Genomic DNA, 13700 nt, shown 5'->3' with positions numbered 1-13700 from the left:
GGGCAGGCGATGGGCGGCTCCCTCACCCTGTCGGAACGGCTCTGGCGGATCGCGCTGTGGGTCGGCGCGATCCTCTGCTTCGCCTTCCTGATCGTGCCGATCGCGGCGATGCTGCCGCTGTCGGTCAATGACGGGCAGTATCTGACCTATCCGCTGCGCGGCTTCACGACGCGCTGGTTCGAGGAGTTCTTCACCAGCGAGCGCTGGGCGATGTCGATCCGCAACAGCCTGGTGATCGGGCTGGCATCGGCGCTGCTCGCCACCGCGCTCGGCACGCTGGCCGCGCTCGGCCTGTCGCGCGGCTACTGTCCCGGCAGCCGGGCAATCATGGCGATATTGCTGTCGCCGCTGATCGTCCCGGTGGTGATCTACGCGGTCGGACTCTACTTCTTCTTTGCTCCGCTCGGGTTGACGGCCTCCTACACCGGCATCATCCTCGCCCATGCCGCGCTCGGCGCGCCGTTCGTCGTCATCACCGTGCTCGCCTCACTCACCGGATTCGACTGGAACCTCGCGCGGGCGGGCGCGAGCCTCGGTGCCGGGCCGGTGCGGGTGGCGTTTCGGGTGATCTTCCCGCTCATCCTGCCGGGCATGATCACCGGCGCGCTGTTCGCCTTCGCCACTTCCTTCGAGGAGGTGGTGGTGATCCTGTTCATCGCCGGTCCCGAACAGCGCACGATCCCGCGCGAGATGTTTTCCGGCCTGCGTGAGAACATCAGCCCGACGATCGCCGCCGCCGCCGCCGTTCTCGTGGCGGTCTCGGTCATCCTGCTCACCGCCGTCGAACTGCTGCGCCGCCGCACCGAGCGGTTGCGCGGCATGACCGCGAGGTAGAGCGTCCGTTCCCGCCGCCCTCGCGCCCTGCCCCTCACCGGCCCGGCCTTCCCTCCCCGCCGCCAAGCCTCTAAATCAGCGCGTGTCGTCCCGCAGGAGAGCTTCACCGTCATGGCCAAGGACCAGGCCCCCGTCATCCGTCTCGAGGACTACCGGCCGCCGGCCTGGCTGGTGGATACGGTCGAGATGGATGTACGTCTCGATCCCGCACGCACCGAGATCCTGACCAGGCTGGCAATCCGGCCCAATCCGGCCGGCGGCGGCGGACCGCTGCGGCTCGACGGGGAGGATCTCGAACTCGTCTGGCTGAAGCTCGACGGGAGGAGGCTGGCGGCGGGCGACTACCGGCTCGACGAGAGCGGACTGTCGATCGCGTCGATGCCCGACACCGCCGCGGTTCTGGAGATCGCCACCGCGGTCGACCCGTCGGCCAACACCCGGCTGATGGGGCTCTATCGCTCGAACGGCATCTACTGCACCCAGTGCGAGGCGGAGGGGTTCCGGCGCATCACCTTCTATCCCGACCGGCCGGACGTGCTGGCGGTGTTCACCGTCCGGCTCGAGGCGGACAAGGTCGCAGCGCCGGTGCTTCTGGCCAACGGCAACCCGGTCGAGTCCGGGGACATCGCCGGCACCGGCCGACACTATGCGGTCTGGCACGACCCGCATCCGAAGCCCTGCTACCTGTTCGCGATGGTGGCGGGCGACCTCGGACGGGTCGGCGACACCTTCGTCACCGCATCGGGCCGCACGGTCGATCTCGGCATCTATGTCGAACGCGGCAAGGAGGACCGCTGCGGCTACGCGATGGACGCGCTGAAGCGCTCGATGCGCTGGGACGAAACGGCGTTCGGCCGCGAATACGACCTCGACGTGTTCAACATCGTCGCTGTGTCCGACTTCAACATGGGGGCGATGGAGAACAAGGGCCTCAACATCTTCAACGACAAGTACGTGCTGGCAAGCCCCGAGACCGCGACGGACGCCGACTATGCCAATATCGAGGCGATCATCGCCCACGAGTACTTCCACAACTGGACGGGCAACCGCATCACTTGCCGCGACTGGTTCCAGCTCTGTCTGAAGGAGGGGCTGACCGTGTTCCGCGACCAGGAGTTCTCGGCCGACATGCGCTCGCGACCGGTCGAGCGCATAGCGGACGTCAGGACGTTGAAGGCGCACCAGTTCGTCGAGGACGCCGGGCCGCTCGCCCATCCGGTGCGGCCGGAGAGCTATCGCGAGATCAACAACTTCTACACGGCGACCGTCTACGAGAAAGGCGCCGAGGTGATCCGCATGCTGAAGGTGCTGATCGGAGACGCGGCGTTCCGGGCAGGCATGGACCTCTACTTCGCCCGCCATGACGGCGAGGCGGCGACGATCGAGGACTTCCTCGCCTGCTTCGCCGAGACGAGCGGCCGCGACCTGACGCAGTTCAAGCTGTGGTACAGCCAGTCCGGCACCCCGGAGGTTACCGCCACCGGCCGCTGGGATGCCAGCACGTCGAGCTACGAACTGACGCTCGAGCAGAGCTGCCCGCCGACGCCGGGCCAGCCGGTCAAGCAGCCGATGGTGATCCCGATCCGCTTCGGTCTGATCGGCAGCGGCGGGGACATGCAGCCGGCCGTTGTCGAAGGCGACGGCGTCACCGGCGATCTGATCGAACTGCGCGCGGCGCGCCAGCGAATCGTGTTCCGCGGTCTCGCCGAGCGGCCGGTGCCCTCACTGCTGCGCGGCTTCTCGGCGCCGGTGAAGCTCACCACCAATCTCGACGACGACGACCTCCTGTTCGCGGCGGCCCGCGACAGCGACCCGTTCAACCGCTGGCAGGCGCTGCAGAGCGTCGCGACACGACTGCTGACGGATGCGCAGGCGGCGATCCGGGCGGGCGGCGCGCCGGCAGCGGACGCGCGGTTCCTCGCCTCGCTGCGGCGGACGGCGGAGTCTGCCGACCTCGATCCGGCGTTCCGGGCCCAGGCGCTGCATCTGCCCACGCAGGCCGACATAGCCCGCGACATCGGCCGCGAGGTCGATCCGGCCGCGATCCACGCGGCCGAGGACTGGCTGCGCGGCCTGATCGGGGCAAGTCTCGCCGATACGCTTCGCGCCCTCTATGGCGGGCTCGCGCTGAACGCCCCCTACACGCCCGACGCCGCAGCGGCCGGACGGCGGGCGCTGCGCAACGCCGCCCTCTCGCTGCTCAGCGCCACCGGCGATGCCGCCGACATCGAGATGGCGGAGCGCCATTTCCGCAATGCCGACAACATGACCGACCGGCTCGCCGGGTTGCAGATCCTGGTGCGGGCCGGTGCCGAGGCGGCCGAAGCGGCGCTCGCGGCCTTCCACGACCGCTACCGCGACGACCCGCTGGTCCTCGACAAGTGGTTCACCATCCAGGCAACGGCGCCCGGCGAGGCAACGCTCGGCCGGGTCATCGAGCTGATGCGCCACCCCGCCTTCGCGCTGTCCAATCCGAACCGGGTGCGGGCGCTGATCGGCGCCTTCGCGTCGGGCAACCCCGCCCAGTTCAACCGGCCGGACGGGGCCGGCTACCGGCTGCTCGGCGAGGTGGCGACGCAGATCGACCGCTCGAACCCGCAGCTTGCCGCACGCCTGCTGTCGGCCTTCCGGAGCTGGCGGGTGCTGGAGCCTGTACGCCGCGCGGCGGCCAGGGCGGAGCTGGAGCGCATCGCCAGCCTCGACGGGCTGTCGCGCGACACCAGCGACATCGTGCGCCGCAGCCTCGAGTGAGGCCGTCCGGATAGCCGCGGGCCTTCGCGGCAGGCCGGCGCCCGGCGCACGCCCCCCCACATTTCGGGGCCGACCCTGACCGAATCTACCAGATGTCGGGAGATCGACAGATATGCCGATCACATCTTGTGCCGTGCCCCGGCAACACGCCGCCGAGTCGCAAGTTGTCGGAAAGACTCACCGTTAAGAAACCGTAACCGGTGAAGCTGTCGCTGCTGGACAAATCGCCCTGTATTTGATTCGAATAGACCGATTCGGGAAGAAATGCGGCGCTTCCGGTGCGGGCACACCGGTGGCTTTCCGAAGGGGGTCGATATGCAGCGGACGGCGTCCGCAAGGCGCGTTTCGCGCCTCGATGAGGTATTGTCCGGCGTTCGAGAAATACTGGGCGATCTGGTCCGGCCGACCTATGAGCGGCTTCAGCGATCCGAGCCGGTGATACGCCGGCTGGTGGCGCCGCTGCTGGTGATCATGGTGCTGGTGACGGTCGCTGCGGCGGTGGTCGTCAACATCCGCGCGCTCGACGACGCCGACACGCAGGTGCGTGGCGAGATGAGCCTGATCGCGGACCTGATCGCCGCGCGAATGGCCAACGCCTATGCCGGCGAGCCCGTCGACACCACCATCGCCTATGCGCAGACCGCGCTCGACGAGGCGGTATCCGGCATCGCCCTGTCGAACGGCCTGCAGGTCCTGCTGGCCGATCCGTCCGGCCAGATCGTCGCCGGCTTGCCGCTCGAATCGGCGAGCCAGCCCGCCGGCCTCGCCGAGCTGCTCGGCGCCGCCCAGCCGCTCAGCACCTTCGGTGCGCGGGCCGGGGTGTTCCGGGTGCAGTCTCAGGCCGGCGACAGCTTTCTGGTGACCGTCCGCCATCTCGCCGCGCCGCTCGGTTCGATCGCAGTGGTTGCGCCGATCGGCACCATTACCGCCGTCTGGCGCAACGCGGCGGCTCTGCCGACCACCGTCTTCGTCACCACCGCCCTGGCACTGCTGCTGGTCGGCCTCGGCTTCCACTGGCAGACGAGCCAGATCCGGCGGCTCGAGCAGACCCACAAGGGCGCTCAGGAGCGGCTGGAGCGGGCGCTTCGCCAGGGCCGCTGCGGACTGTGGGATTGGGACGTGGCGCGCGGGCGGATCTTCTGGTCGGGGTCGATGCTCGAGATGCTCGGACATGAGGGCGGCGACCGGGCGCTGTCGATCGGCGACATGTCGGCGCTGCTGCATCCCGACGACATCGATCTGTACGGGCTGGCCAGAACGCTCGCCGAACAGCCGGCCGGGCATGTCGATCTCACCTTCCGCGCCCGCCACGTCGACGGATCGTGGATCTGGATGCGCGCACGCGCCGAGATCTCGGTCGACCCGCGCACCGGCGAACGCCATCTGGTCGGCATCGCCGTCGATGTCACCGAGCAGAAGGAGCTGGCCGAGCGCAGCGCTACCGCCGACCTCAGGCTGCGCGATGCGATCGAGACGACCTCGGAGGCCTTCGTCCTGTGGGACGCCGACAACCGCCTTGTGATGTGCAATTCCAAGTACCAGGAGCTGCACCGGCTGCCGGATTCGGTGGTGCGTACGGGAACGCCGTACGAGACGGTGATGCAGCACAGCCGCCAGCCGATCGTGCGGATCGACGAGAAGAGCTCCGGCGGCGCCAACGGCGTCGGCCGGCTCTACGAGGCGCAGATCGAGGACGGTCGCTGGCTGCAGATCAGCGAGCGACGCACCAAGGATGGCGGCTTCGTGAGCGTCGGCACCGACATCACCGCCCTGAAGCAGCACGAGGAGAAGCTGCTCGAAAGCGAGCGGGCACTGCTCGGCACCGTCGCCGACCTGCGCCGCTCCCGCCAGACACTGGAACTGCAGGCCCAGCAGCTCGTCGATCTCGCCGAACGCTACGCCAAGGAAAAGACCCGGGCGGAAATGGCCAACAAGGCGAAGTCCGAGTTCCTCGCCAACATGAGCCACGAACTCAGGACGCCGCTCAACGCCGTGATCGGTTTCTCCGAACTGATGGAGACCGGTACCTGCGGCCCGCTCGGTTCGGAGAAATATGTCGAATACTGCCGCGACATCCGGATGAGCGGCCAGTTCCTGCTCGACGTCATCAACGACATCCTCGACATGTCCAAGATCGAGGCCGGCCGCTACAAGCTCGAGGTCGAGGACGTCGATCTTGGCGAGATCGCCAACGACTGCCTCAGGCTGATGTCGCTCAGGGCGCAGGAGAAGAACATCACCACCTCGATCGACATCGGCGAGAATCTCGGCCTGCGCGGCGACAGGCGGGCGCTGAAGCAGATCCTCCTGAACCTGCTTGCCAATGCAGTGAAGTTCACCGAGGCCGATGGCGCCATCAAGGTCCGGGCGCGGGCCGTGTCGGGCGGGATCACCATCTCGATCGAGGACACCGGCATCGGCATTCCCAAGCACGAGCTGCGCAAGCTCGGCCAGCCCTTCGTGCAGGTCGAGAACCTGCTGACCAAATCCCACAAGGGCTCGGGCCTCGGCCTGGCGATCGCCCGCTCGCTGGTCGAGCTGCACGGCGGCGCCCTGCGCATCCGCTCCACCGAAGGCAAGGGCACGATCGTCACGGTGCGGCTGCCGAAGGAGCCGCAGCCCGCACGGATCGCCGCCGCCGACGTCGGAGCCTTCATCGAGGGCCAGCTCGACCCGGCCGCCGACGCAGCGGCGTGAGTCGAAGGCAGGCGGCCGCCAAAGGCGGCTGCCCCTTCCGGGCCGCTGCGACGAGCGCTCGGGCGAACCTACCCCAGCAGCCGCCGGAACACATCCACCACGCGGGACTGCGTGTCCCTGAGATGGGCCTCGACGCGGGCAAGGTCGGGGAGGTCGGCGACCCGGCAGAGCAGATGATCGAGGCCGCGCGGGGCCGCCTGCGGATCAAACGGCCCGTCGAGACAGAGCCTGAGCACCTGCGTCAGGGCGTGATAGAGGCCGCAGGCGGGTTCCAGCACCTCGGCATCGGCCGGCGTCAACAGTCCGGCACGGCGGCAGGCGGCGAGCGCGGCGGCGGTGTTCTGCGACAGGATCTCCGGATTGTCCGCCGCGTGGGCGAGTTGCAGGTACTGGGCAATGAACTCGATATCGATGAGGCCACCGCGCACCAGCTTGATCTCCCAGGGATCGTCGCTGCCCTTCTCGCGCTGGATGCGCTCGCGCATCTCGACGATATCGGCCTTCAACCTGACCGGATCGCGCGGCGCCTTCAGGACGCCGGCCATCACGGCCTCGATCCGGCGGGCGAGCGGCTGCGGACCGCTGATGACCCGCGCCCGCGTCAGCGCCATGTGCTCCCAGGTCCAGGCCTCCTCGGCCTGGTAGGCGGCGAAGCCGTCGAGATGGGTGGCGAGCGGACCGGCACGGCCGGATGGCCTGAGCCGCATGTCCACATCATAGAGCTTGCCTTCGGCGGTCGGCGCCGACAGTGCCGCGACCAGCCGCTGGGTCAGCCGGATGTAGTATTGCGAGGCAGGCAGCGGCCGCCGGCCGTCCGACTGCGGCTCGTCGCCGGCATAATCGTAGAGCAGGATCAGGTCGAGATCGGATCCCGCCGTCATCTCGGCGCCGCCGAGCTTGCCCATCGCCACCAGCGCGGCATCGGAGCCTGCGATCCGGCCGTGGCTCTCGGCGAGGTGGCCGGCGGCCAGTTCGTGCAGGCGGTCGACCAGCACCTCGGCGAGGCGGGTGAACGCGCCGCCGGCATCCGCCGCCGAAACCGTACCGGACAGGATGCGCACACCGATCAGGAACACCTGCTCCTGGCCGAAGATGCGGGCGCGGTCCAGCGCATCCTCGTAGCCGGTCGCTTCGGCGAGCGTCTCGTCGAGGCGCCGGCGCAGCGCCGCGCGGCCGGGCAGCTTGTCGAAGAAATCCGGCTCGAGCAGCCCCGCGAAGACCCGCGGGCGGCGCTGCAGCAGGTCGGCAAGCCTGGGCGCGGTGCCGAGAATCACCGTCAGCAGCCGCAGCAGATGCGGGTTCGACCACAGCAGCGAGAACAGCTGCACCCCCGCGGGCAGGCGCCCGACGAACTGATCGAACGCGTTGAAGGCGGCATCGGGGTTCGGCGTCTCCGCCAGCGCCTCGAGCAGGGCCGGCGTCAGTTCGGTGAGGCGCTCCTTGGCGCGGGCGCTGCGGGTGGCGGGGATACGGCCGAAATGCCAGGCGCGGACGGCCGCCGTCACCTCCCTGGGCTGGCGGTAGCCCATGCGCGTCAGCGTCTCCAGCGTCTCGGGATCGTCGTCGTCGCCGGTGAAGACCAGGCTGCCGGCGCTGCCGCTCAGCGTCGGGGCGTCCTCGAACAGGTTGGCGTAATGGCCCTGGACGCTGCGCATGTGCGTCAGCAGCGCCTGCGACAGGGCATCGGCATCGGCAAACCCGGCGAACCTCGCGAAGCGCGTCAGCGTCTCCGAATCGTCGGGCAGGGAGTGGATCTGCTCGTCGGCAACCATCTGCAGCCGGTGCTCGAGCCGGCGCAGGAAGCGGTAGGCCGAAGCCAGATCGTCCCGCGCCCTCGGCTCGATCCAGCCGCCCTCGGCCAGACGATCGAGCGCCTCGAGCGTGCGGCGGGTCCGCAATTCGGGATGGCGACCGCCGGTGATGAGCTGCTGGGTCTGCACGAAGAACTCGATCTCGCGAATGCCGCCGCGGCCGAGCTTCAGGTTGTGGCCGGCCACAGCCAGCTTCGCATGGCCCTTGTGGGCATGAATCTGCCGCTTCATCGCGTGCACGTCGGCGAGCGCGGCAAAGTCCATGTACTTGCGCCAGACGAAGGGCGCGATCTCGTGCAGGAAGCGCTCGCCGGCCTCGATGTCGCCGGCGCAGGGGCGCGCCTTGATCATCGCCGCGCGCTCCCAGTTCTGGCCCAGGCTCTCGTAGTATTGCAGCGCCGCATCGAGCGGCACCGCGACCGCGGTGGCACCCGGATCGGGTCGCAGCCGCAGATCGGTGCGGAATACATAGCCCTCGCCGGTGCGCTCCTGCATCAGCCTGACGAGATCGCGCGTCAGCCGCACGAACAGCTTCTCGGCCTCGTCCGGATCGGCGAGGTGGCAACGGGCGGCATCGTAGAAGACGATCAGGTCGATGTCGGAGGAGAAGTTGAGCTCGCCCGCCCCGTGCTTGCCCATGGCAAGCAGGATCCAGCCGCTGCCCGCGCCGGGATGCGCCGGATCGGCGAGATCGAGATCGCCGCGGGCGGCGGCCGCGCGCAACAGCCAGTCGACCGACGCGGAAACGGTTGCATCGGCTGCCGCGGTCATCGCCTCGACGACGCGGTCGACCGTCCACACACCGCCCAGATCGGCGAGGGCGATGAGCGATGCCGCCTCGGCCTTGTAGAGCCTGAGCAGCCGCATCACCGCGTCGCGGCCCTCCGCCGCGCCGACGGCACCGGCAAGCTCGGCGGTGAGCCGGGCAAGGTGGCTGTCCGGATCGGCCGTCAGCACGCGCTCGGCCATGGCGGGATCGGCAACGAGCAGGCCTCTCAGCCAGGGAGAACCATCGAGCACGCCCTTGAGGAATTCCGCCAGACCGTCGTCCTTCAGCCGCGCGGCGAGCTTGCGGCACTTCGCCGCGCGCGCGGCGGTCCGCAGATCGTCGAGGAAACCCGCCGCCGCGGCCTCGTCGACGACGAGCGGTCGTTCCTTCAGCCGGTCGGCGAGACCGGCGGAGCGGCGGGTCGCAGATGTCGGGCGGTTCATCCGGCGAGATCCGGCCCGCTTCGTCGCAGATTTCCCATGGCGGGGACTTTTACCGCAAATCGCCGCGGCCGCCAGATGGTTGCGCTACCGTGTGTCTGAATTCTCGGAACGTCGTGCGACGACCGCCGCCGGGCAGGCGCTGACACGAATGCCCGGCGGCCAAGCCATCGGCAAGGCCGATCAGGCTGCCTTGACCTGCGAGAGGAAGTCGCCCACCCGCCGGCGCAGACCATCGGCCTGACGGGCCAGTTCCTCGGCCGCGCCGAGCACCTGCTGGGCGGCGGCGCCGGTCTCGGAGGCGGCCTCGCGGACGCCGGAGATGTTGGCGGAGACCTCGGTGGTGCCGGACGCGGCCTGCTGGACGTTGCGGGCGATCTCCTGGGTGGCGGCACCCTGCTCCTCGACTGCGCTGGCAATCGAGGTGGCGATCGCATTGACCTCGCCGATCGTCGCCGAGATCGAGTTGATCGCCGCCACCGCCTCCTGCGTCACGCCCTGCATGCCGGCGATCTGCGCGGCGATCTCCTCGGTCGCGCGCGAGGTCTGGCTGGCGAGGTTCTTCACCTCCGCCGCGACCACCGCGAAGCCCTTGCCGAGTTCGCCGGCGCGTGCCGCCTCGATCGTGGCGTTCAGCGCCAGCAGGTTGGTCTGGCTGGCGATGTCGTTGATCAGGCTGACGACGTCGCCGATCTTCTGGGCGGCATCGGCGAGCGTCCGGACCGTCTCGTTGGTCCGTTCCGCCTCCTCGGCGGCGCGGCCGGCGATGCTGGCCGACTTGGAGACCTGCTGGTTGATCTCCGCGATCGACACCGACAGTTCCTCGGCCGCCGAGGCGACCGTCTGGACATTGGTCGAGGCCTGCTCAGCGGCGGCGGCCACCGTCATCGACTGGCGATTGGTCTCGTCGGCGGTGGACGACATCGCGCCGGCAGTGGCCTGAAGCTCGGTGGTCGCCGCCGTCACCGCATCGAGCACGCCGGCGACCGCCGCCTCGAAGTCCCTGGTGATGCGGTCGAGCATCTCGGCGCGGCGCTGCTTGGCCTCGTTCTCGACGCGGACAAGCTCGTCGGCGCGCCGCTTCTCGATCAGCGCATCCTTGAACACCTGCAGCGCCGCCGCGATGCGGCCGACCTCGGTGTCGAGCCCGCGGAACGGCACCTCGGCGTCGAGATCGCCCTGCGACAGGCGAGTCATCGGCGCGAGGATCCGGTCGATGTCGCGCGAGGTGCGGCGGATCATCATCCAGCCGAAGCCGGCGGCGAGCACGCCCACCGCCACCACCAGCCCGATGACCGTCACGACGGCAAACGCCGCCACGCCGTCGGCCGTTGCCCGCGCCTTCTCGGCCTCGCGCGAATTGAAGGCGGTCAGATCGCGGATCAGCGCGCCGATCCGGTCGCCGATCGGATTGAGCTTCTCCTCGACGACGGTCGCCGCCTCCTCGATGCGCTGCTGGCTCGACAGCTCGAGGGCGGGCCGCGCCTCGCGGACATAGTCGGCGATCGCCGCCTTGAGCTGCTCGAACAACTGCCGCTCCTCGGGCATCACGATCAGCTTCTCGTAGGCCGCCTCGAGGCCGCGAATCGCTTCCAGTCTTAGGGCGATGCGCGAGTCGCGCGTCCGCTTCGCCTCGGCGGTCCGGTCGAGCAGATGGCCTGTGACATGCCCGCGCAGCGACTGGGTCTCGTTGGCGAGACGGCCCATCGTCTCGATGCTGGTCAGCCAGTTGCCGCCGATCTCGTCGATCTGCCCCTTCATCGCGCGAATGTTGATGAGGCCGACAACGCCTACGAGGGCGATGGCGAGGACCATCGCCGTGATGAGAAACCCGAGCTTCTTCGCGATGGACATCCTGTCCATCAGTCCATACTGCATCTTTCCTTCCTCCGATGCGCCGACGAGCTCCCGTCCCGCCGCCTCGCGGACGAACTGCGGCATGACAGCCAAGGATCTGCCCCTGTCCGGAAGGTGGACGCGGAAGTTGAGCCCCTGCAGAAACGACAACATAGGTTGCTGACGGAATCGTTAATGCCGTCCTGCCGCAAGCCGGAGATCAGATATTCCGCATCGTCGACAGTTGCGGCGGCCGCGAACACGTTCGCAAGCCGATCTTCCTCTACGTAATACTGCCGTAAGGCAATCAGCCACGAACGGGCGGGCTGCCCTGCCCCGACGCCGCCTCGCCGGCCGGCGCCAGCGGCAGCGCCAGCGTTGCCACGAGACCCGGATTGCCGTCCGAAAAGGCGAGTTCGCCGGAATGCAGACGGGCGACGGCGGCGACCAGCGCGAGGCCGAGCCCGGCGCCGGGCGCCGACCTCGACGCCTCGAGCCGCGCGAAGCGTTCGACGACCCGAGACCGGTCGGCCTCGGGGATGCCGGGACCGCTATCGGCCACGGCGATCCTCGCCTTGCCGTCGGCGATGGTCACGGAGACACGGACCGCGCCGCAGCCCCCGCCCGATCCGTCCGGGTCGGTGGCAATACCCGCTCGTCCGGCGCTGCCATGCTTCAGCGCGTTGTCCACGAGATTGGCAATCGCCTGACCGATCAGTTCACGGTTGCCGAGGACCCGGACCGGCTCGCTCCCGGTGATCACGAGACCGATACCGGCCTCCTCGGCGGCGGGCTCGTAGAGCTCGACCACATCGCGGGCCACCGCAGCGACGTCTACCGGCGCGAAGCTCACCCCGGCCGCGCCCGCCTCGGCGCGGGCGATCATCAGCAGCGCGTTGAAGATGGCAATGAGACGGTCGGATTCCTCGATCGTCTGCTCCAGCGCCTCGCGGTAGCCCTGCTCGGAGGGGTCGGCCCGCAGCGCCGCCTCGACCCGGCCGCGCAGCCGTGTCAGCGGTGTCTTGAGATCGTGGGCGATATTGTCGGAGACCTCCTTCAGACCATGCATCAGCCGCTCGATGCGGTCGAGCATGGCATTCAGGCTCTCGGCGAGGCGGTCGAACTCGTCGCCCGATCCCGACAGCGGCACGCGTTGCGACAGGTCTCCGGCCATGATGGTGCGGCTGGTCTCGGCGACCGCGTCGATCCGTGCCAGGATGCGGCGCGAGACGTAGTAGCCGCCGCCGACCCCGAGCACGATCATCAGCACCACGGCGAGCAGCGTCGCGCGCCAGACGATCTCCTGCAGGTGGCGGCGCTCCTCGACGTCGCGGCCGACCAGCAGCCGGAAGCCGCCGATCAGGTCGAACACCCGCACCACCGCCTCGTAGGTCTTGCCGGAGCTCTCCTCGAACGGCGTGTACCTGATGCGGACCAGCCCCTCCGCCTCCCAGGTCGCCGCCGGCACCGAGGCGACATTGCCGGCGATGCGGTTACCTTGCGGATCCTGCACCAGGTAGAGCGAACTGGAGGGATTGCGGGTGCGCCGGTCGATGACCTGGACCAGCCGGAGGACGCCGCCGAGACGATACTGCTCGGCCAGCCCCTGCACCTCGGCCTCGATGGTGGAATCGAGCTGCTGGGTGAAGATCACCCAGGTGTTCCACGACAGATAGGCGATCAGCAGCCCCGCAAAGGCGGCGAACACCGCCAGGTAGACCAGCGACAGCCGGAACGCGGTCGACCTGAGCAGCTTGAGGGCTTCGAGCATGGGACGTGTTGAAGCATGCCGACGGTCAATCGGCAATCAGCCGGTGGAGAAGCGGGCAGACCTCGCGCCGGCGAAGGGGGCGCGCCGGCTAATCCTCGCCGTCCCGGATGACGTAGCCGGCGCCGCGCACGGTGTGCAGCAGCGGACGGTCGAACCCCTTGTCGATTTTCGCACGCAGGCGCGAGATGTGGACGTCGATGACGTTGGTCTGCGGATCGAAGTGATAATCCCAGACGTGCTCGAGCAGCATGGTGCGGGTCACCACCTGGCCGGCATTGCGCATCAGGTATTCGAGCAGGCGGAATTCCCGCGGCTGCACGGGAATGTTGACGCCGGCGCGCTGGACGCGATGGGCCAGGCGATCGAGTTCGAGATCGCCGACCCTGAGCACGGTGCCGGCATCGGAGGGGCCGCGGCGGCGGCCGAGCGCCTCGACGCGGGCAGCCAGTTCGGAAAAGGCATACGGCTTGGCGAGATAGTCGTCGCCGCCGGCGCGCAGGCCCTTGACCCGGTCGTCCACCTCGCCGAGCGCCGAGAGGATCAGCGCGGGGGTGGACACGTGCTCGGCGCGCAGCTGGGTGATGATCGACAGGCCGTCGCGCCTGGGCAGCATGCGATCGACGATCAGCACGTCGTAGTTGCCCGTGGCGGCGAGGTCGTAGCCCTCGTCCCCGTCGGCGGCCAGATCGACCGTATGCCCGGATTCGCGCAGGCCCTTGGCCAGATACTGGGCGGCCTCGCGATCGTCCTCGATCAGGAGAATCTTCATGGGCCGGGAGCTTACCCGAACC

At 69.0% G+C, this 13700-nt stretch carries 7 protein-coding genes; 3 read left to right on the top strand and 4 right to left on the bottom strand.

Features of this window, described 5'->3' with window-relative positions; all coding sequences use genetic code 11:
- The first annotated feature begins 9 nt into the window (after positions 1 to 9).
- The 3 genes from EDC22_RS13085 to EDC22_RS13075 all read left to right on the top strand — a co-directional run bounded on the left by EDC22_RS13085 (position 10) and on the right by EDC22_RS13075 (position 6282).
- Positions 10 to 834: an ABC transporter permease gene (locus tag EDC22_RS13085; RefSeq protein ID WP_132807124.1), complete on the top strand. Its 825-nt coding sequence runs from the start codon at positions 10 to 12 to the stop codon at positions 832 to 834.
- A gap of 111 nt (positions 835 to 945) precedes the next feature.
- Positions 946 to 3585: an aminopeptidase N gene (gene pepN / locus EDC22_RS13080; RefSeq protein WP_132807123.1), complete on the top strand. Its 2640-nt coding sequence runs from the start codon at positions 946 to 948 to the stop codon at positions 3583 to 3585.
- Between the two features lie 363 nt (positions 3586 to 3948).
- Entirely contained in the window at positions 3949 to 6282 is a 2334-nt protein-coding gene (locus tag EDC22_RS13075) for a PAS domain-containing sensor histidine kinase (RefSeq protein WP_132807122.1), read from the top strand.
- Between the two features lie 68 nt (positions 6283 to 6350).
- Here EDC22_RS13075 and EDC22_RS13070 read toward each other — a convergent pair whose 3' ends face one another.
- The 4 genes from EDC22_RS13070 to EDC22_RS13055 form a co-directional block, all read right to left on the bottom strand.
- Complete coding sequence (locus EDC22_RS13070) at positions 6351 to 9305, bottom strand: bifunctional [glutamine synthetase] adenylyltransferase/[glutamine synthetase]-adenylyl-L-tyrosine phosphorylase (protein ID WP_132807121.1); 2955 nt, start codon at positions 9303 to 9305, stop codon at positions 6351 to 6353.
- 180 nt (positions 9306 to 9485) lie between these two features.
- Positions 9486 to 11243, bottom strand: a complete 1758-nt coding sequence (locus tag EDC22_RS13065; RefSeq protein ID WP_165926902.1) for a methyl-accepting chemotaxis protein — start codon at positions 11241 to 11243, stop codon at positions 9486 to 9488.
- Positions 11244 to 11445: 202 nt separating this feature from the next.
- Complete coding sequence (locus tag EDC22_RS13060; RefSeq protein WP_132807119.1) at positions 11446 to 12909, bottom strand: ATP-binding protein; 1464 nt, start codon at positions 12907 to 12909, stop codon at positions 11446 to 11448.
- Positions 12910 to 12997: 88 nt separating this feature from the next.
- Positions 12998 to 13678 carry a response regulator transcription factor gene (locus EDC22_RS13055; RefSeq protein WP_132807118.1) on the bottom strand — a complete coding sequence of 227 codons (681 nt, stop codon included), beginning with the start codon at positions 13676 to 13678 and terminating at the stop codon, positions 12998 to 13000.
- Between the last annotated feature and the right edge of the window lie 22 nt (positions 13679 to 13700).

It is taken from the genome of Tepidamorphus gemmatus, from assembly GCF_004346195.1.
GTDB lineage: Bacteria > Pseudomonadota > Alphaproteobacteria > Rhizobiales > Tepidamorphaceae > Tepidamorphus > Tepidamorphus gemmatus.
The sequence above is the reverse complement of the archived record's forward strand: the minus strand, read 5'-3'. Positions and strand labels throughout refer to the sequence as shown.